Genomic DNA, 23,800 nt, shown 5'->3' with positions numbered 1-23,800 from the left:
GATATATCACAAAGATTCCCTGAAAGCTGTTATACTAGTAGAGAGTATTTTTACATCATCAGGAGGATTAAAAAATGAGAATTCTAGATTACATATTAATTGTATTTACAGGACTTTTTGCGATAAATCGTTTAGTGAATGGTGAGTATTTTATCGCATTCATGTTCGGATTGCTTTGTGCATTGAATATTGTTTCCGCTGTAGTGAAGCGTAGAAGAGCCAATGAGGCCGCAGGACAACAAAAATAAAAAGACTTCTGATTTTTGTTAATCAAAAATCAGAAGTCTTTTTATAATAAATCGATACTTATTTATTTTTACGAATTAAATATACGATTCCTTCCACGATAAGTGCAAGGCCAAGGCCGAATGATGTGAAAATAAAGAGGGACAGTATCCCAACTAAATCACCAAAACCTTCATGATCAGCTAAGAAGTTACGGAACAGTTCGAAAAAGCCCAAAACGACTGCGACTAGAAAAATAGGGAAAGCAATCCTAAGTTTATAATATAAAAATGCGGCACAGGCGATTCCAATAATAAGACCGAAAACAGCAAATGCGATAATGTTTTTAATCTCAAGGTCATTACCCAGCACATTTCGAACAGCAGTAACTAATAGTATGAATGTTAGGAGTCCAGAAATAGCTCCAAATTTACCGAAATGTCTTTCCATCTTACGCACCAACTTTCTAGAGATATCATACCAAAATAAGATAGACTGGGCTATCAAATGGGTTAGTTTGAAATTGAATAAACATAAGTAAAATGTTTTGTAAGAGGTTAAAGTAAGCGTAGTCGAAACGCCATAAAGCTACGGAAACTAATCGAAACCTTTTGCAAGCCAACTAGTAGCATTAATCAATTAAGGAAATTGCGAGGGATATTAAGTGAATGAATTTGATAGAGAAGGGCGTCACAATTTTAATGGCATCATACTGGTTATAGGTATAATCTTACTTGCTTCTACGTTAAGAGCACCTATTACTTCAGTTGGAACCTTAATTGGTTCAATAAAGGACAGTCTTCACTTTTCTAATACAGTTGCAGGCGCATTGACTACATTACCTTTATTAGCGTTTGCATTCGTTTCTCCTTTTGCAGCGAAACTGTCACGACGCTTCGGAATGGAACGTACGATTTTTATATCACTCTTACTTATAATCGTGGGAATCGGATTGCGATCTATAAATGGTATTGAAACGTTATTTTTAGGAACGTTACTAATCGGTTTATCTATTGCAATCGGTAATGTTTTACTTCCTGCGCTTATTAAGAAGAACTTTATGTTAAGGATTGGATTAATGACTGGGGTTTACGCAGTTTCAATGAATTTAAGTTCTGCGATCGCATCAGGAGTGACTGTGCCTTTGGCTTCAATATCTTCATTAGGGTGGCGCGGGGCACTAGCGGTATTTGGTGTGTTACCGTTACTAGCGATTCTCTTTTGGCTACCTCAGATACGAAAGAAACAGAGCACAACCGAATTTATTGAAGATGAAAAGAGACCCAGAACACAACTTATGCGTTCCAGCTTAGCTTGGAAGATCACATTATTTATGGGGCTTCAATCTTTGATTTACTATTCTATTATAGCCTGGCTTCCTGAAATATTATCGGAACAAGGTTTTACTCAATCAGGAGCAGGGTTTATGATTTCATTGATGCAGTTTGCGGTATTGCCTTTTACATTTATTGTACCAATTATCGCAGGACGTATGAAAAATCAACGGCTACTAGTTGCCTGCACAGGTTTCCTTTTCATTCTTGGTATTGGTGGAATTTCGCTGGGAGGAAGCTTAGTAATTACGCTGAGTATGATAGCAATAGGAATTGCTTGCGGTTCTGCGTTCAGTCTAGCAATGATTTTCTTTAGCTTGCGAACAAAAAATTCAGAAGAAGCGGCCGAATTATCTGGGATGGCCCAAACATTTGGCTATTTACTCGCAGCAATTGGTCCACTTCTTTTTGGCTTTCTTCGGGATGCAACAGGGAGTTGGTCTAGTTCAATCATTTTACTTATAGGTGTATCTGTTCTTATTATTATTTTTGGGATGGGTGCAGGAAAGAAGCAAACAGTGTAAAAAGTATAAATCAAAACTAGGTTGTTCCTCGTTCTAAAAAAGAACAGGCGCACCCTTTTTTTATTTCTGTAAATATATACTGTCATAACTTTGCATCAAAGTCTGCACTTAGTAATCCAATAGTGAAAAAAATAGAAAGATTGAGAAATTACAATAAACTGCTATTGTAAAGTTGTTTATTTTCTGTATAATTAATTAAAAGAACGAAAAATGAAATCGCGTTTCAAATAATGAAATCGATTAGGAGTGTCACGATGATTGAAAAGCTATTGGAAGTAAATAATTTAAAAGTTGGATTAAATGAAGATGGCATAGAGATTCCTATCGTAAATGGAATTAGTTTTCATTTGAACAAGGGAGAAACTCTTGGAATTGTTGGAGAGTCTGGATGCGGAAAAAGCATGACTTCACTTTCTTTAATGGGACTATTACCAGCAGGTGTTGAATGGCAAGGTGGAGATATTCAACTCGATCAATTACATTTCAAGGATTTTAAAAGAAAAGATTGGCGCAACGTTCGAGGGAAGAAACTATCGATGATTTTTCAAGAGCCGATGAGCTCGCTAAATCCTGTCTATACAATCGGAAAACAAATTATAGAAATGATTTTAAGTCATGAAAAAGTTAGTCATAAAGAGGCACGTCAAAGTGCACTTGAAATGCTACAACTTGTTGGAATACCCAGACCTGAACAAGTTCTAAATGAATATCCCCATCAATTATCAGGAGGTATGCGACAGCGTGTAATGATAGCAATTGCATTATCTTGCAATCCCGAAGTATTAATTGCAGATGAACCAACAACTGCACTTGACGTGACAATCCAAGCGCAAATTCTAGATTTAATGAATAATCTGCAAAAGAAAATGGGGATGTCCATTGTATTGATCACTCATGACTTAGGTGTAGTAGCCGAAATGTGTGATCGAGTAATTGTAATGTACGCGGGAGAGATTATCGAGGAATCCAATATCGTTGATTTATTCGATGATCCAAAGCACCCATACACTAAAGGTTTGTTATCGTCATTACCAGATATCAACGTACAAAAAGAGTATTTGACGTCGATTCCTGGTGTGGTGCCAGCTCCTGGAAGTATGCCCGAAGGATGCCGATTCGCTCCTAGGTGTTCAATGGTTCATGATCGTTGTATCCAGCCGCCACCTTTAATCACAACAGAAAGTGGTTCACGTGTACAATGCTGGCTTTTTGATGAAAAAGGTAGGTTAGGAGGTAACTAGATGACAGAAAAAAAAGAGTTATTAAGGGTAGAAAACTTGAAAAAGTATTTTCCAATTAAAGGTGGGGTATTTGGAAAAAGAACTTTACAATACGTTAAAGCGGTTGACGATATTTCATTTAGTGTAAAACAAGGTGAAACATTTGGGATTGTTGGAGAATCTGGATGCGGAAAGAGTACAGCTGGTCGAACAATTATGCGAATGTTAGAACCTACAGCTGGAAATATCTTTTTTCAGGGACAGGATATTACAAAACTGAATAACGATCAAATGCGAAAGCTGCGTAAGGATATTCAAATTGTTTTTCAAGATCCTTTTGCATCGTTAAATCCTCGAATGCGTGTATACAAAATTATAGAAGAACCATTAATAAATTTCGGTGTAACTGACAAAATGGAAAGACAAAGGCGTGTGTTCGAAGTAGCTGAACAAGTGGGTTTAACCCAAGCACAGCTTAAAAGACTGCCGCATGAGTTCTCAGGTGGTCAGCGGCAACGTATAGGGATAGCAAGAGCATTGATTTCAAAACCGAAGTTAATTATCGCAGATGAGCCTGTATCCGCATTAGATGTCTCGATTCAATCTCAAGTACTAAATTTAATGAAGGATTTACAAAAAGATTTTGGTTTAACGTATATCTTCATTTCGCATGACTTAAGTGTTATCAAACATTTTTGTGATCGCATTGGCGTGATGTATTTAGGGAAAATGACTGAAATAGCTAGTAAAGAGGCTTTGTATGATGAACCAAGACATCCTTATGCAAAAGCATTATTATCGTCATTGCCCAAAGCTCATCCTTTACAAGTTAAGGAAAGAATCATTTTAACAGGCGATGTTCCTAGTCCATCAAATCCGCCAAGTGGATGTACGTTCCATCCGAGATGTCCTTCGCGCATGGCAATTTGTAGCGAACTTGAACCGGTACTCCAACAAGTTGCTCCTGACCATTATGTTTCATGTCATCTTTACGCGATGGAAGAGGCGAAGACCGAATGAGTAAAACGATGGAGAAGGGAATCGGCTTACTAGATTTATTTACAGAAGAAAAACCGTCTATGGCTTTAGAAGAAATAGCAAATCTTTCAAAAATGCCAAAACCAACAGCTTATCGTTTGCTTCGGTCTTTGGTCAATGTAGGATTTTTACAACGACCGATTACGGAAAAAAACGGTGAATTGGTAGAAGGTGATAATTATATTCTTGGACTAAAACTTCTTGAGCTTGGTGAACTGGTTTCGAGCGGGCTAGAAATACGAACAATTGCTTTACCATATATGAAACAATTGCAATCAAAAGTAAATGAAGCTGTACAGCTTGTAGCATACGACAATGAAAATGGAATATATATTGAGAAAGTTGAAAGCACAAGACCTGTTCGCCTTTATACACGCGTCGGACGGCAAGCACCTTTATATGCAGGTGCCTGTACAAGATTGTTGCTAGCATTTTTACCTGATGAAAAAATAGAAGAAATTCTTCAAAAACCAATTACAAAGTTTGCTAGTCAAACTCCTGGAACTCCTCAAGAAGTATGGGAATTGATATCTAAAACTAGAGAAGAAGGATTCGCCTATAGCCATTCAGAACTCGAAGAAGGAACGGTCTCCATTGCAGTACCTATTTTTAATAATCAAAGTAAAGTAGAGTATTCAATTAGTATTGCTGGATTTCCAGTTTCACTACCTTTGGAAAATGTTCATCATTTTGTAGAGCCACTATGGGAAGTTGCTAGCCGTATATCATTTGAAATTGGTTTCAAAGATTCATATCCATATGGAAATAGAGAATAACATTATTTTATTAGGAGGAATAAGAATGCAGAAAAGAAAATGGTTTTTACCCATGTTGTTTGCAGCAATGTTAGCATTGACAGCATGCGGTGGTAGTGGAGATAGTAAGAAAGAAGAGAGCAAAGAGACGGATAAAGAAGCAACTCCTTCATCAGAGAGTAAAAATGAGGTTGTAATTGGTGTTCCAGGAGATCCACAAAGTTGGGATCCAATTGATTCATTCAAATTGGATTGGTCTACAGTTGCAACGTCTGTATTCGAAGGTCTTACAGAGCGTGATTTAGATTTAGAATTGAAGCCAGGCTTAGCTGAAGAGTGGACATATTTAGATGACAAAACGATTGAATTTAAATTACGTCAAGGAATTACATTTCACAATGACGAGCCATTTAACGCTGATGCGGTTAAATTCACTTTTGACCGTTTGTTAGGTGAAGAGGGCCAAAGTGGACCACAATATTCAAATTATACATCTATTGAATCTGTGGAAGTTAAAGACGAATTTACAATTATTATGAAGCTAAATACATTAGATCCTGTTTTACTAACTAAACTATCTGGTTATGGCGCAGTGATTGTTCCACCAACATATGTACAAGAAAATACAGATGAATTTTTTGATAGCAATCCAGTAGGTACTGGACCGTTTAAAATGGTTTCATATAAACGTGATCAAGAAGTTGTATTAGAGAAAAACGAGAATTACTGGAAAGATGGACTTCCAAAAGTAGATAAAGTTACATTTAAAATTATTCCTGAAGCTTCAACACGACTTGCAGAATTGCAAACAGGCGCGATTGATATTATGAAGCGCGTAGAAGTTTCTCAAGCTGAAACTGTTAAAGGAAGCGATTCACTAGAGTTGCAAGAAGTAGGAACACCTACAGCTCATGCGCTTAGATTTGATACAGCTAGAAAACCATTCGATCAAGTAGACGTACGTAAGGCGATTAATTATGCGATAGATACACAGACAATTATCGATGAAATTTTAGGCGGTTATGGTAAACCAATTAGTACATTCCAAAGTACAATCTCATTTGGGAATAACCCAAATCTAGAGCCGTATGCTTATGACCCTGAAAAAGCGAAACAAATGCTAGCTGATGCAGGTGTTGAAGAAGGAACAGCAATTGAAGTATTTATTCCTGGAAATAACTCTACATTCAAAGAAATTACACAAGCTGTTGCATTTTATTTGGAAGAAGTAGGATTGAAAATGAACATTAACAGTGTTGATAGCACAACGTTAACTGGTGATCTTATTCCAACGGGTCAAGCAGGAGATATGTATCACAATGGTTGGGGTGGCTGGACGTTGGACTTTGATAATACAGCTTACTTAATGTATTTCGAAGGAGAGCATTGGAACCCAACGTTTAAAAACGAAAAAGTAGAAGAGTTATTGTTAGCAGAGCGTGCTTCAGTTGATCAAGAGGAGCGAGAAGCAATTTTTATGGAACTAACTGAACTTCTTTATGATTTGGCACCAGAAGTAAATCTTTATTCAGCAGTAGATTTATATGGTGTGAACAATCGTATTGAAAACTTCCAAGCACCGCATGAGGATCGCATGAGACTTGAAGAAGTAAGTGTGAAGTAAACGATTAGCATAATTTAGAGATAGTATGGTCCTCATACTATCTCTTTCTTTTAAAGAGGACGGAGGAACTACAATGTTAGCATATGTTACTCGAAGATTATTACACACAGTATTTGTTGTGCTTGCGATTTCATTAATTATCTTTTTCGCTATTCGCTTAACAGGGGATCCTGTGTCAGTTATGTTTTCCGCTGGAGAACCGACAAAAGAGGCAATTGAAGAATTGACAGCAAAATTAGGATTGGACAAACCAATTTGGATTCAATATGGAATCTTTTTAAAAGGCATCTTCACGCTTGACCTAGGAACGTCTTTCCACAGTGGAGCATCGGTTATCAGTTTAATTGGTGAAAAGCTCGGTGCGACACTGGTTCTTGCTCTAGGTGGAATTATTGTTGCCATAGGTATTGCATTTCCAGTAGGTATTTTATCAGCTGTTCGACGTGGAACGCCTATTGACTTCTTTGGTAGAATTTTTTCATTAATTGGTGTTTCATTTCCAAACTTTTGGCTAGGAATTATGTTGATCCTTATATTTGCGGTGCATTTACGTTGGCTTCCTGCATCTGGTTTTGATGGTTTTTCATCACTAATCTTACCTTCTATTACTTTAGGTTTGATTTTGTCAGGAATTTTAGCTCGATTGGTTCGTTCTTCGATGCTTGAAGTGTTGGGACAACAGTATATATCGACGGCAAAATCAAAAGGAATCAGTGATTGGTCAGTTGTTATTAAACATGCATTTCGAAATGCACTGTTACCTACTATAACATTTTTAGGATTACAGTTTGGATCGCTTTTAGGTGGAACAGTTATTGTGGAACAAGTATTTGCTTGGCCAGGTATTGGACGACTCATTATCGATGCCATCAATCAAAGAGATTATCCTGTCATTCAAGGTGGAGTTATTGTGCTTGCAATTATAATGGTTGGAGTAAATTTAATTGTAGATTTAAGTTATACATTGATAGACCCACGCATTAAAGCAGGAAGAGGTGGGCGCTAATGGTAAATAGTAAAGCCGTCGAAGGGAATCCAAGAAAAAGAACTATACTTAGCTCTATTTGGCGTTTCATTAAAAAGAATCCCGCTGGTGTATTAGGCATTGTGCTTGTTGTAGCAAGTGTGTTGGTTGCTTTAACCGCTCAATGGATTGTCCCTTTCGACCCTTCCAAAGCTAGCTTGGGATCTCGATTAGCGCCTCCGTCTTGGGCTGATCCAACAGGAGAGTCAATTTACTTTCTAGGGGCGGATCAATTAGGTAGAGACTTACTAAGTCGAATCCTATATGGTGCAAAAATTTCATTGATGGTTGGCTTTTTCGGTGTCCTTATTTCTTTAGTTTTAGGTACAATTCTCGGCTTGATATCAGGCTACTTTGGAAAATGGATGGATGATTTCATCATGCGCGTTGCGGATGTTCAATTAGCATTTCCCTTCATTTTATTTGCTATCGTAGTTATGAGTGTACTTGGTACAGGAGTATGGAAAATTATCATTATATTAGGATTAACCTATTGGGTTGGTTTCGCCCGATTAATACGTGGTGAGGTTATTTCATTAAAAGAGCAAGAGTATATACATGCAGCAAAAGCAATAGGTGGAACGACATTCACCATCATTCGAAAGCATATATTACCAAATGTCATGTCGTCAATTTTAGTATTGGGAACAATGTATATGGCTGAATTTATTTTATTGGAAGCCTCACTTACATTCCTCGGTCTTGGTGTTGATCCTACAATACCTTCATGGGGAGGAATGTTAGCAGATAGCAGAAACTACATTACAACCGCGTGGTGGACATCTGTATTCCCTGGTATTGCAATTATGTTGACGGTTTTTGGGTTTAATTTACTAGGAGACTGGCTGCGTGATCGTTTTGATCCGAATTTGAAATTGTAGGTGAGTATAATGATGGAAAAGTTTTGGTCAACAAATGGTGTTTTTGTCGATAAAAATAATGATCATGTAATTGATGGTGTATCGCTTTACATCGACTTACCAGAAGGACTTATGCCGATAGGTCTGATTGATTTCTGTGCTCGAATCGGATATGAAACAACCGAGTTTTCATTTGACTTATTTGAACAAAAGCAACAACGAGTTCATATGGAGTTTCAGGAATCCTACCATGAAACCGTCGCATCCTTTCAAGAAGAAAAATTGCTAGTAACGTATAGAAACGATGAAGAGCTTTCAGATTTATTACGAGAACTTGCTTATGCCGATTTACAGAAAGAAATGGCTGAAGAAACTAGTTTTTATAGTGAAATTAAAAGCCTTAGTCAGATTTGGAGTCATTCAGGATTTGGAACGCACAATGAAGCATCGCCTACCCGAACGCTTAGTTTATCTGTAGATGTTCAAGAAAATGTCTTGTCTACTTCTTTACTAAAGGAACTCTGTTATTTTACTGCAAGGGCTGCTTTGTATAGTACAGCACTTGAATTTCCAATTACGAAAAGAGAAGGAGCCAAAATCTCTTTTACTCTTGTGGAAGGTACACAAAATAAGTTGTTGTTGACAAAAGATAACGCATTTCAATTAGAAGGCCCAATTGATCAGCTTCCAAAAACTTTGCATTCCTTCTCACGAAGTACACATTGGAGTGAAGGAGGATCAATGGGTTTTTGGGAAGAACAACTTGTGCACGATTCAACGAAGGAAGCAAAACTGCTTCTTGAAGAAAAGTGGTCGGATGTAGGTGAAGTGGAAGAAGTATTCAAATCTATAAATAGCTCGGTTTATTTGGATGGCAGTAGTATAGAAGTTTATCTCTCAGAGCCTATAGAAGTCAGGGAGGCATTGCAGGAAAAATGGAAGAATAGTTTCCCGCAGATTGAAACCATAACTATTCGGTCAGCTTTTAAAACGGCGTTTCACTGGTTTAGCGAGGAACTTATCCCGTTATTTCCAATGGGTATAAAGAAAATCATTATATCAGTTAAAAAAGAGGAAAATTTGAATGCATTGGAACTGCCAATCCGTTGGATACAGGAAATTTATCCAATCGATCGATATATTGAGGAAATGACGCAGATCCAATCTGATCAGGTTATATTTACGTTGGAAGAGGAACAAAAACATACTTATATAGTCTTTGCAGAATTAGAAAATGGTGAAACAATAACACTTGGATGTTTAGATGTGCCTATCTCAAAGATGGCTTATGTGGATGGTGTTCATTCAGTTTATCCTTCTACGAGTGCACTGCGAATAGTTAAGAATGGCAGTCTTGTTGAGGAGAAAATAATTGAAACAGACAGAGCACGCTTTTATTCCTATTACATGAATAAGGTACTCCCGAAATTACGAGCTTCTACAAGCAACTTTAATGAGGGCCAAGGTCATTCGCGACCATTATTCGATCGCATAGAAATTGAAGTCTGGATAAGTGAAGAAGAAGCAAAGCTTCCTGTAGATGAGGAACGTATTTCTGCACTTGAGGCACTTCATGAAGATTTGTACTTTAATACGTTGGATTATTTTGCGAAAATGGGTGAGGACCTTGATGGGAAGCCATTTAATGCTCCTGGCGGAATACAACCATTTATGCATGTTCACGTTGGAGAAAATCCCAAAGCGGTAATACGTATTTATAAGTGGGATGATGTAAAGGTTAAAGGGATTAAAACAAATGAAATAGTATTTGATATGAATGGAAACTTGTTGGATGCTATTATGGAAACAGGCACAAGAGAAATAATTGTACCTATTCAGTCTTTTATTTATCCAAAAGAACATGTACACCCGATGCTATCAACCTGGTTATCTACTGTGAAAAATCATAGAATTGTCTACCCTGCATTTTCCTATCTAGGCAATGCAATTCCAGTTATCGAATGTTTCGGGACATCTGAAGAGACATTTTATTCTGCGCTTAAAATGACCTTAATGAAAAAGACTCTATTTATTGAAGCGGGACATCATGCGAATGAAGTATCCAGTACACCGGCAATTGTCCAGTTACTAGAAACAAATACTTCAATGGTAAAGGACTTGCTACAAAAGATAAATATTGTGATTATCCCAATGGCAAATCCGGATGGTTATCAATTGTTGGAGAGGCTGATGATTGAACACCCGGAGTGGAAACATCATGCAGCTAGATATAATGCAGTAGGATTAGAATTTGCACATGTGCGCTTTCAACAAACAGCATTTACTGAAGCAAATGTCTATGCGGAGATAATGCGTAAATGGGCGCCCGATGTACTTGTTGACAATCACGGAATACCTGCGCATGAATGGATTCAGCCGTTTGCTGGATATAATAGTCCACCAAGATTTCCTGTATCTTACTTTTTGCCTAGTGCAAAAATCTACGGTATCGGTAGAGTATCCGCTGAGGTGAATCACAAACTGCAAAAAAAGAATCTAGAAGAGATCGTTCAAGCGGTAAGCACTCAAATTCAAGGTTCTGCAATCGCAGTAGAAAATGAATACTGGAAAAAAAGATTTAAGAAATATGGCAACGATTGGCTCCCCAATACATTTCCGATTGAAGAAGCTTCGGGTATTCACTTTTATCGAGAAATGTCTGTTACACCGACATACACATCTGTAGGAATTTTACGTTACCCAGATTGGGTAGCAGCAGATGTTATTACTGAAGCAGCAGACGAAATTGTTTCTGGTAATGCGCTTGATACATGTGTAGAAGCACAAATGAAATTTAATCTGGCAGTCCTAAAGCTGGTAGCTAATGCAAAGAGCTCACATACGATGGGAACGGCTTCTAAAAAAAGAAATCGACCCATTCTATTATAGAAAGGTAGGCTAATATAAATGAAGAAATTATTACTCACAGGATTCGAACCATTTTTAAAATTTACTATTAATCCGACAATGAAAATTGTGGAAGAATTAAATGGCTTAGTAATTGGTGATTATATTATTCATAGTGAAGTATTATCTGTGGATTTCAATTCATCAGGAACTCAACTCCTTGGACATATCGAGAGTATCCAACCCGATGCGGTCATTTCATTGGGGTTAGCAGGTGGAAGATACAAAATGACACCCGAGAGAATTGCTATTAATTTTAAAGACGGGGAACCGGATAATGAAGGTCATATCCCTGTAGATGAACCAATACATATGAATAGCGAACCCGCTCATCTGTCGTCCTTGCCTGTTAGAGCAATGGTAAATCATTTACTTGCAAACGGCTTACCTGCTGAAATTTCGAATAGTGCAGGGACTTATTTATGTAATAACGTGATGTACGAAGGCTTAGCATATGCCAAAAAGTTTAAACCGACTATGCTTTCAGGCTTCCTCCATATTCCAGCCTCTCACGAACTTGCGATTCAACATGGAAAAATACCAAGTTGGTCGCATGAAGATTTGAAAAAAGGGGTCTCACTTTGTATCGAAATGTTGTCTGAAGATGGGCAGTAAGAATACGCATATACCCGAAGTAATGGTAACAGGTGAACAATCTATTCGTTTTCAATTTGGCACAACCATTAATGCAGAAACGAATGTAGTAATTCAAGCCTTTACGACATTTATTAACCAAGATGGAAATTATTTATTAGCAGAGGTTGTACCAAGTTATCATACAGTTACACTTTTTTATAAGAAAGAACTTGAAGATGCACCGTCTTTAATCGAAGACATCTTAACTAAGTGGTCGGAAATAGAAATAACAGAAACGTTATCTTCTCGAAGGTTAATTCGAATACCTGTGTGTTATGCCGAACAGTTTAGTGAAGATATGGATAGAATTACTGAACAAACGGGTTGTTCACGTGAAGAAGTAATTTCTTTGCATACAAGTCGGATATATACGGTTTACATGATTGGTTTTTTACCTGGGTTTCCGTACTTAGGTGAATTAGATGAAGCTCTAAATGTACCAAGGCTTGTAAAACCACGATTAAAAGTACCGAAAGGAACAGTTGGAATCGGTTCTAATCAAACGGGCATCTATCCTTTGGAATCTCCGGGCGGTTGGAATATTCTTGGTAGAACGCCATTGGATTTATATTGTCCACTACGTGAAGATTCATTTCTTCTACAGTCGGGAGATTGTGTTTCATTCCATTCAATTAGTTTTGAAGAGTACTTGGAAATCGAACGAGAATTAGAAAGTGATCCCCAAAAAATCTATGAAAGTATAAAGGAGGTGCCTTGATGAGAATCGATATAAATGCGGATGTAGGAGAGAGTTTTGGTTCCTACACAATAGGTGAAGATGAAAATTTGTTTCCATTTATAACTTCAGCTAATATTGCGTGCGGTTTTCATGCAGGCGACTTTAATGTAATGGACGACACGTTGAAAAAAGCCATTACGCACAAATTAGCAATTGGCGCACATCCAGGATATCCAGATTTACAAGGTTTTGGGAGACGAAATCTATCGATGACCTCTCGTGAAATTTACAGTGCCGTTGTGTATCAAATTGGAGCACTTCAGCAATTTTGTATTATTAACAATGTACCGCTTGCGCATGTTAAGCCACATGGCGCTTTATACAACACATCTGCAATAAATAAGGAAGTTGCGAACGCGATTGCAGAAGCTGTCTATGATTCGGCACCCGAAGCCTACTTATTTGGATTATGTAATAGTGAATTGATTCTCGCAGGCGAGAAAATAGGTCTTAAAACGGCAAGTGAAGCATTTGCTGATCGTCGCTACGCTGACAATGGGTCACTTAGTTCGCGTTTGCTTCCAGATGCTGTTTTACATACACAAGAGGAAATAGAACAACAAGTTCTAGACATCATACTGAAAGGCCAAGTTCAAACTCGAACCGGTAAGGTTATCCAATTAAAGGCGGATACGATTTGTTTTCATGGTGATGGAAATGAAGTAGCTAAGCGTGTAGAAGAGCTCCGAAAGTTATTGCGAACAAAGAATATACTTGTACAAGCGTTAGGTGAATCTGAATGATTCCTTTGTTTCAGGTGATTCAGCCTGGAGTATACAGTTCCATTCAGGATATGGGTAGGACAGGGTATAGACGATTTGGAATGCCGGTTTCAGGTCCAATGGATCAACATGCATTTCTAACTGGAATGGAAATCGCTGCTAACGATAAGAAAGAAAGTGCGCTGGAGTTGTTTTTGGGGGGCTTAACGTTAAAAGTACTTATGGACCATCGTATAACGATAGCGGGGGCTGATTTAACTGCTCTGATTGATGATGTTGAGGCGCCCATGTGGAAGTCCTTTGATATAGTTAAGGGGCAAATACTTCGGTTTGTAAAACCAAGAAGTGGGTCAATTACCTATCTTATCCCAGAAGGTGGGTTTTATGCACCTGAAATATTGGGTAGTCGATCGGCTTATCCAAAAGGAAAAATAGGTGAAGTCGTAAAGAAGGATTCAATACTTTATGTGAATTCAGCTAAAAAAAAGCGTCTGAATCGTGGACTGACTCATACTCGTATACCGGTATATAGCAAGGATATCGAGGTCAATGTATGGCCAAGCCCACATATAGATTTATTTATTGAAACGAGTGTTCAAACATTTTTTAATACTACATATACGATGCGTGGTGGAGATCGAATGGGCTACTTTATAAATGGCCCTGCTTTAGAGTTTAAAGACAGCGCGGATATCATTAGTGAAGCAACACAATTTGGTACCATTCAGGTTCCAACGAGCGGACAACCTATACTATTAATGGCGGACGCCCAAACTGTAGGTGGTTATGCAACGATAGGTAAAATTGCAAATAAAGATTTATCCAAAGTAGCCCAACTTCGAATCGGAGGAACGATTCGTTTTGTCAAACAATCTGTTGAGTGAACGAATTCTCGACAGGTTGTTTTTTATCTTTCAGGTAAAATAGTTGTTCCTTTTCATAAAAAGAAGTAGTATAATTAGTGAATTGTAATTTTCGAAATGAGGGCAACAAATAAATGAAAAAATCATTATATGGATTCACAAAGGATCAATTAGCTGAATGGTTAGTGGAGCACGGACAAAAAAAGTTTCGTGCTGAGCAAATATGGGATTGGCTTTATAGAAAAAGAGTAAAGAATTTTAGTGATATGAAAAATATGAATAAAGAATGTCTGGCATTACTAGAAGAGCATTTCGTTATCCAGACACTAGAGCAGTCTGTTAAGCAAGAATCAACAGACGGAACAATTAAGTTTTTATTTAAAATGCAAGATGGGAATTTGATTGAGACTGTGTTGATGAAATTCCATTATGGATTTTCTGTATGTGTAACAACTCAAGTTGGTTGTAATATTGGCTGCAGTTTCTGTGCAAGTGGATTATTGAAAAAAAGCCGCGATTTGAATAGTGGAGAAATCGTCGAGCAAATCATGAAAGTTCAGCAGCATCTTGATGATAAAGAGTTAGAAGAACGCGTGAGCCATATTGTCGTAATGGGAATTGGCGAGCCGTTTGATAACTATACGCATTTAATGAATTTCCTACGCACAGTAAATGATGCTAAAGGATTGGCTATCGGAGCGAGACATATTACAGTTTCAACGAGTGGACTAGCTCATAAGATTATTGAGTTCGCTGATGAGCAGTTCCAGGTGAATTTGGCCGTGTCCTTACATGCACCAAATGATGAGCTACGTACTCGAATCATGAAAATCAACCGTGCCTTCCCAATCGACAAACTAATGGCATCTATAGATTATTATTTAGAGAAAACGAACCGTCGAATTACATTTGAATATATTCTACTACATGATGTAAATGATCATGTTGAAGAGGCGAAACAACTTGCAAAATTGCTTCAAAACAAACGTCATTTGTCATACGTAAACTTAATCCCATATAATCCGGTCGATGAACATGGACAGTATAGTAGAAGTGAGCCAGAAGCAATCAGAGCCTTTTATGAAACATTAAAAGGTAAAGGGATTAATTGTGGTGTTCGTCACGAGCAAGGAACAGATATTGACGCAGCATGTGGTCAGTTAAGAAGTAAACAAATTAAAAAAGAAAAAGTAGTCTAATCTTCGAGTAATGAGTCACCTGTTAAGGTGGTTCATTACTCTTTTTAATATCGCCTTTTTTATTTCAGTAACTAAAGAAAATGCCCAGCATATGATAAGTTGCTGTTACAAATATGAAAGAGGTGGAAAGTTGTCATATACGGATAACTACCAAAGGGATACCTATGGCATTATCGATTTTTGGGTACGAAATAATTTTGAGCACGGCGAATTCTTCGATAGAGAAATTAGTCACCATGAACTTGAACTAGCTCGTGCAAATCACCAGATGGTTAAACGAATGGGGACAATCTTTGAAAAGGCAGAAAAGAAGAAGGTAGACATTGGTGTTCTGCTCGATGAAGCGAATAGTTCTACAGCAGAATTTCGTGATTTGCTGCTTCATACAATGGATAAAGCATTGCATTGTGAAGTCATAATTTCAACACCGGTCTCACTTCTCGATCATATGATTAGGGAAGCTGAAGAGGCGCAAAAAGTGTTTAAATTAATAGAAACCGGTGCCTACGTATCTCCCGCAGATGCAACGATTCATGAAAATAACTTCTGGTTACGACAAATGCTAGATCATCTAATTTTCATTAGTCATTATGTAGACGCTTCAAACTATGAACTTCATGATCAAGTCCGGGCAATGACAAAGAAGTTTGAAAATCTATTTTTACAAGCGAATTCACTAAAAACAATTATTCGACGCCCTCGAAATGAAATTTCTCCGGTATTAAATACATTTAACCAGATGGTAATCAAAGAAGCCAAAGCACTTGAAGCCTTCAAATTGGAATTAAGCGAATTAATTAAAGCATGTGCTGCAGTAACAACCGCCCCACCGAATCTGCTAGAGCATATCGCTAGAGAAGCACATCACTTATGGAGGAACTTAGAAGAGAAAAGAGTAACTTAATCAAATAAAAGTTCAAGCACTCCCGAATTTACTAGGGAGTGTTTGAACTTTATTTATTTTAGGGTATGTTAAAAAATTCTGTTGATAGTAGATAAAGTACTTTTAGACTCCTTATCGAGTGTAATGGGAGGCGTGGAAATATCGTCGCGTAAACGTTTTTTAGCGCAGCTAAAATAATGAACATTAATTGGTGATGGCCTCCCGTAGTAAGCCCGTCAGAAAGTTCGCTGTCGGTCTTACTACTTCGGCTCACACTTGTCGCTTCTACGCTAGTTCGTTTTATTTCATGGTTAATGCAGTACTAATACTATTTGTACACTCCTAGTTGATTGAAGTGGAAGACGGCGACTCCGGGAGGACAGCGGGTCAGGTGAAACAACCAACGGGAGCGGAGCGAACGGGTTGGTCCACCGCCTGCCCTCCGGAACGCGTCCGGCTGAAACGGAAATCAACAGCACTATTGTGTAATAAGTTTTATCAACATTATTATTTAACAGAGCCTTATTTTAACTTCTTAATATCCTTCATCATTTCTTTCGCAAAGGAGTTGTCAATGTAACTATATTCGTTTATTAGTGCTCCATTTTTATCGAGTAGATAAAATGTAGTACCATGGATAACTTGGCTAGATGAAGTTGGTTTTTGAACCATCGTTTGAAACTGTTCTCGTGCAAAAGTTTCAATTTCTAGTTGTGGATATCCCGTCAACATATGCCAGTTGGAGTCATCAGTGGTATACGCACTCAAATAGTCGGTAAGTACACTTGGGGAATCTACTATTGGATCTACTGAAAAAGACACCAATTCGACTTCAAGACCTTCTTCTTTAAATAAAGTTTGTAACCCTGCCATTTCCGCAGTCATGGGTGGACAAACTGTAGTACACTTTGTAAAAACAAAATTAGCTACCCATACTTTACCTACTAAGTTGTCCGTCCCAAACTGCTGGCCGTGTTGGTCGGTGAATATAAAAGGTGCGATAATTCTCTCGGTTGGTTTGGTACTACATGCAGTTAAAAGAATTAATACAAAGAACAGTTGAAGCAATATTGTTCTACTCATTGTAGTCCTCCTTCCGGAAGGAACAGTATCGGGAGTTCAATGGTTACTACGGTCCCATAATTTGGATCGCTTTCTAAAGAAAATGTTCCTTCATGAAGACGCACAATTTCCTTAACGATGGAAAGTCCCAGACCTGTACCACCAGTAGCTCGTGTTCTAGCTTTATCTGTTCTAAAAAAGCGTTCACCGATACGATCGATATCCTCTGGTAGAATACTGATTCCTTGGTTCGTCACTTTGAACTGAGCATACTGCTCATTTTTTTTCAGGGCAATTGTTAACTCACCATTTGAATTGGAATATTTAATCGCATTGTCAATCACATTATAAAATACTTGTTCAAGACGTTTGGCGTCACCTATAATGATAAGGTCTTCATCTATTGATAACTTTGGAGTTAGTTTTTTACTGTCGAGATGGATTGTAAACAGGTCAACTGTATCGAATAAGACTTGTGCAAGAGCGATAGGTTGCTTCTCTAGTGTATAGAGGTTTTCTTCTAGATAACTTAACTCAACAAGGTCATTGATTAATTGGTTGAGACGTTCGGTTTCTTTTTCAACTGTAGTGATGTAGTTGTTGGCTTCTTCGAATGAAGTATATTTTTTATGAATTAAGGCTTGAGTATATCCACTAATATAAGTAAGGGGGGTTCGTAACTCATGCACTATATTCGAGAGGAATTCTTTTTTACGTATGTCCTGCTGTTCTAAAGATCGACTCATTTTATTGAACGCATTTGTTAATTGACCGATTTCATCCGTTCGATCTGTTTCTAATCTATGGGTGTAGTTTCCACGAGACACTTCATAGGAATGTTGCTGAAGTTGATGAATGGGTTTATATAAAGAACTCCAAAATCGATTAGCAATTAAAAATAAAATAAAGAAAAACAAGACACCAACGAAGATTAGTAAAGGGATACTCTCTTTAAACACATCCTGAACCGCGGCTAAAGGTACATAAATGTATATGAAGCCGATTAAATCGGAATCGCCTTTAATCGGGAAAATTGCACCAAGCACTTCGGTATTCAATTCTTCTACAAATCCCTCTTTCATAACATACTTCCCGTTCTCCAAATCTGTTCGATCTTTTTCGTCTACAAGTGTTTCATAGTTGATTTGATAAGGAAAATAAGAAGAGATTTTCTCTAACTCATCTACGACAATAATGTCATATTCAGAGACAATATTATACCAGTGGATTTTTTCAACGATTTCATCACTTAATTCTCCGTAGTGATAGTGAGAGGCTGTTCGTTGTCCTTGATAAATAATCGATTCTTTTGTACTGGATAAGTACAGCTCAGAGTAAAGAAAATGAATGAAGAAAAATGAAAAGAGTATTGTGAACCCGACACTTGAAAGAAGAAGTAGAAGTATTTTTTTACTCAGGGTAAGTTTCCATTTCTTCATCTTCACACCTCGAACCGATAACCGACACCCCAGATGGTTTCAATTTGTTCACCATACTTGCCTAATTTTAAGCGCAACGTTTTTATATGTGTGTCGACTGTTCGCTCGCTACTGTTTTGATTTTCGCTCCAAACAAGTTCAAGTAACTGCTCTCTAGTAAAAACGCGTCCTCTGTTTTTTGCAAGGATATCTAGAAGGCCGAATTCCTTCAATGTTAAGGAAAGGGTATTCCCTTCAATACTGGCTTTGTGCGCATCCCGGTCGATTGTTATTGGACCAATATGAAGTACATCAAATGGCTTTTGAGTTTGATAAGTTCGCCGTAAGACAGACTCGACACGAGCGACTAGTTCTGCCGGAAGAAAGGGTTTAACGATATAATCATCCCCACCAAGTTTGAGTCCACGAACTTTGTCCCACTCTTCTCCTTTAGCGGAAAGGAAAATTAAAGGGATATTATAGAGCTGTTTAACCTCTTTAGCAAATTCAAAACCATCCATGAACGGCATCATCACATCAACAATTAAAAGATGAGGGGGTGTGTTTTTAATTAGTGAAAGGGCATGCAAGCCATCTGTCGCCTCTATAACTGAATAGGATTCAGCCTCCAAAAAAGTTCGAACGAGTTGCCTCATTTGTTGTTCATCGTCTATAATCATGACTGTAAATTGATTCATAAAATAACCTCATTTCATCTATATGCAAACTCATTATCGCTTGTAAATACGAAATTTATGTGAATTGGACCAACTTCATAAATACTTCTTAATCAGCTACTATAATCATACTGAAGAAAGAGAAATTGGTTAAGCAATAAGAACTTGGAGGAATGAAAGTGAAGAAAAGGTATATGCTATTTTCATTAGTATTTATTATCGGAGTACTAGCTGCGTGTGGCAAGGAAGACGAGCAAGTTGAAGAAGATCTTGTCCTTCTCCCCATAACAGTCGAACTGACCGTGCCTGAAGCTGTTGATGTGAATGAAGTAGTGAAAATGGAAACATTAGTAACACAGGGCGAGGAAAAAGTAGATGATGCGTCACAAGTCGAGTTTGAAATATGGGAAGAAGGTAAAAAAGAAGAAAGTATTATGATTGATTCAGTGAACGAGAAAGATGGAGTGTATACAGGTGAAACCTCATTTGATCATGATGGATTCTTTTATATTCAGGTGCATGTTACTGCTAGAAATATGCATACAATGCCAACAAAAACAGTAACTGTCGGTACTGGTGGAAACTATGAAGTCACCGAAGATGAAGAAAACGAAGGTCAATCAGAAGGCTTCTCAATGCATTTTATTGAGCCTAAAGATGTAAAGAAGTTAGATGAGAAGGATTTAGTTGTACATTTGGATATGGATGGACATCCATTTGAAGATGCCAACGTTCGTTATGAAATCTGGAGCGAAAGTGACCCAGACAACCATGACTGGATAGATGCCGATGAAACTGTTGCTGGGGAATACCAGTCACTTTACACATTTTCTGAGGAAGGTCAGTTTATTATCGTGATTCATGTTGAGGATGATACCGGATTGCATGAACATGAAGAATTTCAAATAAGTGTGGAAAAGTAAACAATCCTATATTGAAAACCATTCAGAGCAAACCGATTCAAGGTTTGCTCTTTTGACATAGTTTGCTGCATTATATGTATAATAAGAGAGAATTTAATGATTGGAGCGATAATAATGGTAGAACATTATTTTAAATTACAAGCAGAGTGGCCCGGTTTACGAAATGATGTCGGAATGATTCATTCAGGAAATCTAAAAACAAAAGTTTCAATTCCACCAGAAATGGATGGTCCAGGCGTAGGAACGAATCCAGATGAAATGCTGTTAGGTGCTGCTGCAACTTGCTATATAATTACACTTGCCGCGATGCTTGAAAGAAGCAGAATCGAAAAGCAGTCATTAACGATGGAGTCAGTTGGAGTAGTGGATGTTACAAACGGCATAATCACATATAAAGAAATCATACATAGACCTCACCTGATCCTTAAAAAAGATGCGACTGAAAAAAATCTTTTATTCGCTAAGAAATTAACCGAACAAGCAGAAGTTTCGTGTATGATCAGTCGTGCGATAAAAGGAAATGTTAGAGTAGTAGTAGAGGCAACTGTCGAGATTAAATAAGTATAATTGAATAAATATACACAAAGTCAAATAAATAATCATTTTATGCTTTCTTTTTCCCTTCAATTATAGTAAAATGCAAGATATGAATGATTTTTAATATAAACTTAAGCGAATGGTAAATATAATATTTAGGGGAATGCATTATGACAAGAAAAAGAATTGTTGTTAAAATTGGAAGCAGTTCACTTACAAATGACCAAGGTGAAATAGATCAGGAAATGTTTGATGATCATATTCATGCAGTTGTCGCTCTTCGGCAAGCTGGGCATGAAGTTTTGTTAGTATCATCTGGAGCTGTTGCTGCTGGATTTGCAAAGTTGGGCTATAGTTCAAGACCTATTACACTTAAGGGGCGGCAAGCTGCTGCTGCAGTCGGACAAGGGTTACTTATCCAATCCTATATTGATAAATTCAGTGAGTTTTCAATTGTCCCAGCTCAAATCTTATTAACCCGTGATGATTTCACCAACCAGGGTCGCTATCGAAATGCTTATGCAACACTTATGGAATTGCTTGAACGACGAATGTTGCCGATTATTAACGAAAATGATACGGTATCCATCAGAGAGCTAACCTTTGGAGATAATGATATGCTTTCTGCCCTTGTTAGTGGTTTTGTACGCGCAGACCAGCTGATTATTTTAACTGATATTAATGGCATTTATGATGCCAATCCAAGAGATAACCCCAATGCAAAAAAGTTTGATTTTCTAGAGGGGATTTCGGATGAAATGTTAGGTTATGCCAAAGGGTCAGGTTCAAAAGTTGGAACGGGTGGTATGAAATCCAAGTTACTGGCAGCAAAAACGGCACTTTCCGTAGGTGTACCTGTATTTATCGGTGACGGAAAAGGATCTGAGAAGTTAGTTGATATTATGAATGGAAAAGGAGATGGTACATACATTTCCAAGAAAAAACAAAGCTCCATCAATATCAATCAGCAATGGATTGCGATGCACTCAGAACCGTCTGGGAAGATTTATGTCGATCAAGGTGCAGAAGAAGCAATTCTTTTTAATAGCAAGAACTTATTACCTGCAGGAATCTATAAAGTTCAAGGCGACTTTGAAAAAGGGGACGTCGTTGAGGTATTTGGGATGAATGGATTGATTGGAAAAGGCGAAGTAACCTATTCCTCTTTTGATTTACTTGACGTAATTGGAAAACGAAGTGAAGAACGTCGAAAACGTGCTAGTAAAACGCAAGTAGAAGTAATTCACCGAGATAAATGGGTAAGTATTTAACTAAAGGGAGGACCTATAAATGATGAATATAACTTCCACAAGTGAGGTTCAGTTAAAAGGAAAAAAAGCTAAACTTGTAAGCATGAAATTAGTATCTGTTACTACTGAAGAGAAGAATGAAGCACTTCTTTTAATAGCAAAACAGTTGTTAGAGGATAAAGATATAATCCTTAGTGAAAACAAGAAGGATCTTGTTGCTGGGAAGTCTAATGGCCTTACGGATGAAGTTCTTGATCGTATCATGCTAAATGAAAAGCGGATACAAGATATGTCAGATGCAATTAAGCTTTTGGTTGAATTGAAAGATCCAGTTGGTGAAATCGTTGAATCAATTACGAAAGAGAACGGATTACTAATTAATAAGAAGCGCGTTCCACTCGGGGTTATCGGCATGATTTATGAGGCACGTCCGAATGTAACAATAGATGCCGCGACTTTATCTCTTAAAACAGGTAATGCGGCGATTTTAAGAGGAAGTTCTTCAGCAGAATTCTCGAACAAGGTACTCATTCAGTCTATTCATTCTGCACTTGAAAAAAGTTCTATCCCCGTAGATGCTGTCCAGTTGATTGAAGACACAAGTCGAGAAACCGCGAAAGAATTATTTACATTAAAAGAGTATTTAGATGTTCTTATTCCGAGGGGTGGTAAGAAATTAATAGATACCGTTGTGAGAGAATCGACAGTTCCAGTGTTGGAAACTGGCGCAGGAAATTGCCACGTATTCATAGATGAATCTGCTGAAGCTGAGATGGCTACGAAAATAGTTATAAATGCCAAATTGCAGCGTCCATCTGTTTGTAATGCAATCGAGACCATTTTAATTCATGAAAAATGGTTTGCTGAACATGGGAAAGAACTTGTTTCAGTAGTCTTGAAAAATGGTGTAGAAGTATTTGGAGATGAAAAAGTTGCTGCAATCTCATCACAAGTAAAGGTAGCGACAGAAGACGACTGGGAAACTGAGTATTTGGGATTATCGGTTAGCGTTAAAACAGTTAAGAGTGTGGAAGAGGCAATCGAACACATTAATAAATATGGTACAAAGCACTCGGAGTCAATTGTCACCAATCATGAAAATAACGCAGCGCTCTTTTTACAGCAAGTAGACGCTGCTGCCGTATACCATAATGCGTCTACGCGATTCACAGACGGTTTTGAGTTTGGCTACGGAGCAGAAATTGGGATTAGTACGCAGAAGCTGCATGCGAGAGGTCCGATGGGCTTAGAAGCACTTACATCTAGTAAATTTGTAATTCAAGGCACAGGTCAAATTCGCGAATAATTCAATAATGCTATTCTATCAAGCCATCTCACCTATCCAGTGAGATGGCTTGTTTTGATTTGATAAGTTAAATC

The 23,800-nt window shown here is 37.7% G+C and carries 23 protein-coding genes; 19 read left to right on the top strand and 4 right to left on the bottom strand.

Going from position 1 to position 23,800, the window contains the following annotated elements; translation table 11 throughout:
• Positions 1–74 precede the first annotated feature (74 nt).
• Complete coding sequence (locus tag ACXYMX_RS07505) at positions 75–248, top strand: hypothetical protein (protein ID WP_459043632.1); 174 nt, start codon at positions 75–77, stop codon at positions 246–248.
• 58 nt (positions 249–306) lie between these two features.
• Here the strand turns inward: ACXYMX_RS07505 and ACXYMX_RS07500 are convergent, their stop codons facing one another.
• On the bottom strand, positions 307–675 hold the full coding sequence (locus tag ACXYMX_RS07500) for a hypothetical protein (RefSeq protein ID WP_459043631.1): 369 nt from the start codon (positions 673–675) through the stop codon (positions 307–309).
• 214 nt (positions 676–889) lie between these two features.
• Here ACXYMX_RS07500 and ACXYMX_RS07495 point away from each other — a divergent pair, with 214 nt between their 5' ends.
• The 14 genes from ACXYMX_RS07495 (at position 890) to ACXYMX_RS07430 (ending at position 16,574) form a co-directional block, all read left to right on the top strand.
• Complete coding sequence (locus tag ACXYMX_RS07495; protein WP_459043630.1) at positions 890–2,083, top strand: CynX/NimT family MFS transporter; 1,194 nt, start codon at positions 890–892, stop codon at positions 2,081–2,083.
• Between the two features lie 254 nt (positions 2,084–2,337).
• Positions 2,338–3,324, top strand: a complete 987-nt coding sequence (locus tag ACXYMX_RS07490; RefSeq protein WP_459043629.1) for an ABC transporter ATP-binding protein — start codon at positions 2,338–2,340, stop codon at positions 3,322–3,324.
• Positions 3,325–4,323 carry an ABC transporter ATP-binding protein gene (locus ACXYMX_RS07485; RefSeq protein ID WP_459043628.1) on the top strand — a complete coding sequence of 333 codons (999 nt, stop codon included), beginning with the start codon at positions 3,325–3,327 and terminating at the stop codon, positions 4,321–4,323. It abuts the gene before it with no gap.
• Positions 4,320–5,117, top strand: coding sequence for an IclR family transcriptional regulator (locus ACXYMX_RS07480; RefSeq protein WP_459043627.1), 798 nt, complete (start codon positions 4,320–4,322; stop codon positions 5,115–5,117). The genes ACXYMX_RS07485 and ACXYMX_RS07480 overlap by 4 nt, the downstream gene beginning before the upstream one ends.
• A 25-nt stretch (positions 5,118–5,142) precedes the next feature.
• Positions 5,143–6,720 carry an ABC transporter substrate-binding protein gene (locus ACXYMX_RS07475; RefSeq protein ID WP_459043626.1) on the top strand — a complete coding sequence of 526 codons (1,578 nt, stop codon included), beginning with the start codon at positions 5,143–5,145 and terminating at the stop codon, positions 6,718–6,720.
• A gap of 73 nt (positions 6,721–6,793) precedes the next feature.
• Positions 6,794–7,726: a nickel ABC transporter permease gene (gene nikB, locus ACXYMX_RS07470; RefSeq protein ID WP_459043625.1), complete on the top strand. Its 933-nt coding sequence runs from the start codon at positions 6,794–6,796 to the stop codon at positions 7,724–7,726.
• On the top strand, positions 7,726–8,625 hold the full coding sequence (locus ACXYMX_RS07465; RefSeq protein ID WP_459043624.1) for an ABC transporter permease: 900 nt from the start codon (positions 7,726–7,728) through the stop codon (positions 8,623–8,625). The genes nikB and ACXYMX_RS07465 overlap by 1 nt, the downstream gene beginning before the upstream one ends.
• A gap of 12 nt (positions 8,626–8,637) precedes the next feature.
• Positions 8,638–11,493, top strand: coding sequence for a M14 family metallopeptidase (locus tag ACXYMX_RS07460; protein ID WP_459043623.1), 2,856 nt, complete (start codon positions 8,638–8,640; stop codon positions 11,491–11,493).
• A gap of 18 nt (positions 11,494–11,511) precedes the next feature.
• Positions 11,512–12,126, top strand: coding sequence for a pyroglutamyl-peptidase I (locus ACXYMX_RS07455; RefSeq protein ID WP_459043622.1), 615 nt, complete (start codon positions 11,512–11,514; stop codon positions 12,124–12,126).
• On the top strand, positions 12,116–12,865 hold the full coding sequence (gene pxpB / locus ACXYMX_RS07450; protein WP_459043621.1) for a 5-oxoprolinase subunit PxpB: 750 nt from the start codon (positions 12,116–12,118) through the stop codon (positions 12,863–12,865). The genes ACXYMX_RS07455 and pxpB overlap by 11 nt, the downstream gene beginning before the upstream one ends.
• The gene (locus ACXYMX_RS07445) at positions 12,865–13,629 is read left to right on the top strand and encodes a LamB/YcsF family protein (protein ID WP_459043620.1); all 765 of its coding nucleotides are present in this window, start codon (positions 12,865–12,867) and stop codon (positions 13,627–13,629) included. Before pxpB ends, ACXYMX_RS07445 begins: the two co-directional genes overlap by 1 nt.
• Positions 13,626–14,492 carry a 5-oxoprolinase subunit C family protein gene (locus ACXYMX_RS07440; RefSeq protein WP_459043619.1) on the top strand — a complete coding sequence of 289 codons (867 nt, stop codon included), beginning with the start codon at positions 13,626–13,628 and terminating at the stop codon, positions 14,490–14,492. Before ACXYMX_RS07445 ends, ACXYMX_RS07440 begins: the two co-directional genes overlap by 4 nt.
• Positions 14,493–14,605: 113 nt before the next feature.
• A complete protein-coding gene (gene rlmN, locus ACXYMX_RS07435; protein ID WP_459043618.1) occupies positions 14,606–15,670 on the top strand; it encodes a 23S rRNA (adenine(2503)-C(2))-methyltransferase RlmN in 1,065 nt (354 codons plus the stop codon).
• A gap of 130 nt (positions 15,671–15,800) precedes the next feature.
• Positions 15,801–16,574, top strand: a complete 774-nt coding sequence (locus tag ACXYMX_RS07430; protein ID WP_459043617.1) for a DUF2935 domain-containing protein — start codon at positions 15,801–15,803, stop codon at positions 16,572–16,574.
• A gap of 501 nt (positions 16,575–17,075) precedes the next feature.
• Here ACXYMX_RS07430 and ACXYMX_RS07425 read toward each other — a convergent pair.
• Genes ACXYMX_RS07425 through ACXYMX_RS07415 form a run of 3 tightly spaced genes read right to left on the bottom strand, consistent with a single transcriptional unit; the run spans position 17,076 to position 19,731 of the window.
• Positions 17,076–17,636, bottom strand: coding sequence for an SCO family protein (locus tag ACXYMX_RS07425; RefSeq protein WP_459043616.1), 561 nt, complete (start codon positions 17,634–17,636; stop codon positions 17,076–17,078).
• Positions 17,633–19,054: a sensor histidine kinase gene (locus ACXYMX_RS07420; RefSeq protein WP_459043615.1), complete on the bottom strand. Its 1,422-nt coding sequence runs from the start codon at positions 19,052–19,054 to the stop codon at positions 17,633–17,635. The genes ACXYMX_RS07425 and ACXYMX_RS07420 overlap by 4 nt, the downstream gene beginning before the upstream one ends.
• A gap of 2 nt (positions 19,055–19,056) precedes the next feature.
• Positions 19,057–19,731: a response regulator transcription factor gene (locus tag ACXYMX_RS07415; protein WP_459043614.1), complete on the bottom strand. Its 675-nt coding sequence runs from the start codon at positions 19,729–19,731 to the stop codon at positions 19,057–19,059.
• A 158-nt stretch (positions 19,732–19,889) separates the two neighbouring features.
• Between ACXYMX_RS07415 and ACXYMX_RS07410 the strand changes: the two genes are divergently transcribed.
• The 4 genes from ACXYMX_RS07410 to ACXYMX_RS07395 all read left to right on the top strand — a co-directional run bounded on the left by ACXYMX_RS07410 (position 19,890) and on the right by ACXYMX_RS07395 (position 23,726).
• The gene (locus tag ACXYMX_RS07410; protein WP_459043613.1) at positions 19,890–20,633 is read left to right on the top strand and encodes a FixH family protein; all 744 of its coding nucleotides are present in this window, start codon (positions 19,890–19,892) and stop codon (positions 20,631–20,633) included.
• A gap of 114 nt (positions 20,634–20,747) precedes the next feature.
• Positions 20,748–21,194, top strand: coding sequence for an OsmC family protein (locus ACXYMX_RS07405; protein ID WP_459043612.1), 447 nt, complete (start codon positions 20,748–20,750; stop codon positions 21,192–21,194).
• Positions 21,195–21,340: 146 nt separating this feature from the next.
• Positions 21,341–22,441: a glutamate 5-kinase gene (proB, locus tag ACXYMX_RS07400; protein ID WP_459043611.1), complete on the top strand. Its 1,101-nt coding sequence runs from the start codon at positions 21,341–21,343 to the stop codon at positions 22,439–22,441.
• A 19-nt stretch (positions 22,442–22,460) separates the two neighbouring features.
• Positions 22,461–23,726, top strand: coding sequence for a glutamate-5-semialdehyde dehydrogenase (locus ACXYMX_RS07395; protein WP_459043610.1), 1,266 nt, complete (start codon positions 22,461–22,463; stop codon positions 23,724–23,726).
• Positions 23,727–23,800: the final 74 nt, after the last annotated feature.

The organism is Sporosarcina sp. CAU 1771, from assembly GCF_054482775.1.
The sequence above is the reverse complement of the archived record's forward strand: the minus strand, read 5'-3'. Positions and strand labels throughout refer to the sequence as shown.

Excerpts from the sequence above, each read along its gene's own strand:
- ACXYMX_RS07500 (WP_459043631.1), bottom strand. The coding sequence starts at position 675 with ATGGAAAGACATTTCGGTAAATTTGGAGCTATTTCTGGACTCCTAACA.
- rlmN (WP_459043618.1), top strand. The coding sequence starts at position 14,606 with ATGAAAAAATCATTATATGGATTCACAAAGGATCAATTAGCTGAATGG.
- ACXYMX_RS07420 (WP_459043615.1), bottom strand. The coding sequence starts at position 19,054 with ATGAAGAAATGGAAACTTACCCTGAGTAAAAAAATACTTCTACTTCTT.
- ACXYMX_RS07425 (WP_459043616.1), bottom strand. The coding sequence starts at position 17,636 with ATGAGTAGAACAATATTGCTTCAACTGTTCTTTGTATTAATTCTTTTA.
- ACXYMX_RS07490 (WP_459043629.1), top strand. The coding sequence starts at position 2,338 with ATGATTGAAAAGCTATTGGAAGTAAATAATTTAAAAGTTGGATTAAAT.
- proB (WP_459043611.1), top strand. The coding sequence starts at position 21,341 with ATGACAAGAAAAAGAATTGTTGTTAAAATTGGAAGCAGTTCACTTACA.
- pxpB (WP_459043621.1), top strand. The coding sequence starts at position 12,116 with ATGGGCAGTAAGAATACGCATATACCCGAAGTAATGGTAACAGGTGAA.
- nikB (WP_459043625.1), top strand. The coding sequence starts at position 6,794 with ATGTTAGCATATGTTACTCGAAGATTATTACACACAGTATTTGTTGTG.
- ACXYMX_RS07475 (WP_459043626.1), top strand. The coding sequence starts at position 5,143 with ATGCAGAAAAGAAAATGGTTTTTACCCATGTTGTTTGCAGCAATGTTA.
- ACXYMX_RS07440 (WP_459043619.1), top strand. The coding sequence starts at position 13,626 with ATGATTCCTTTGTTTCAGGTGATTCAGCCTGGAGTATACAGTTCCATT.
- ACXYMX_RS07415 (WP_459043614.1), bottom strand. The coding sequence starts at position 19,731 with ATGAATCAATTTACAGTCATGATTATAGACGATGAACAACAAATGAGG.
- ACXYMX_RS07455 (WP_459043622.1), top strand. The coding sequence starts at position 11,512 with ATGAAGAAATTATTACTCACAGGATTCGAACCATTTTTAAAATTTACT.
- ACXYMX_RS07395 (WP_459043610.1), top strand. The coding sequence starts at position 22,461 with ATGATGAATATAACTTCCACAAGTGAGGTTCAGTTAAAAGGAAAAAAA.
- ACXYMX_RS07405 (WP_459043612.1), top strand. The coding sequence starts at position 20,748 with ATGGTAGAACATTATTTTAAATTACAAGCAGAGTGGCCCGGTTTACGA.
- ACXYMX_RS07460 (WP_459043623.1), top strand. The coding sequence starts at position 8,638 with ATGGAAAAGTTTTGGTCAACAAATGGTGTTTTTGTCGATAAAAATAAT.
- ACXYMX_RS07445 (WP_459043620.1), top strand. The coding sequence starts at position 12,865 with ATGAGAATCGATATAAATGCGGATGTAGGAGAGAGTTTTGGTTCCTAC.
- ACXYMX_RS07505 (WP_459043632.1), top strand. The coding sequence starts at position 75 with ATGAGAATTCTAGATTACATATTAATTGTATTTACAGGACTTTTTGCG.
- ACXYMX_RS07465 (WP_459043624.1), top strand. The coding sequence starts at position 7,726 with ATGGTAAATAGTAAAGCCGTCGAAGGGAATCCAAGAAAAAGAACTATA.
- ACXYMX_RS07485 (WP_459043628.1), top strand. The coding sequence starts at position 3,325 with ATGACAGAAAAAAAAGAGTTATTAAGGGTAGAAAACTTGAAAAAGTAT.
- ACXYMX_RS07480 (WP_459043627.1), top strand. The coding sequence starts at position 4,320 with ATGAGTAAAACGATGGAGAAGGGAATCGGCTTACTAGATTTATTTACA.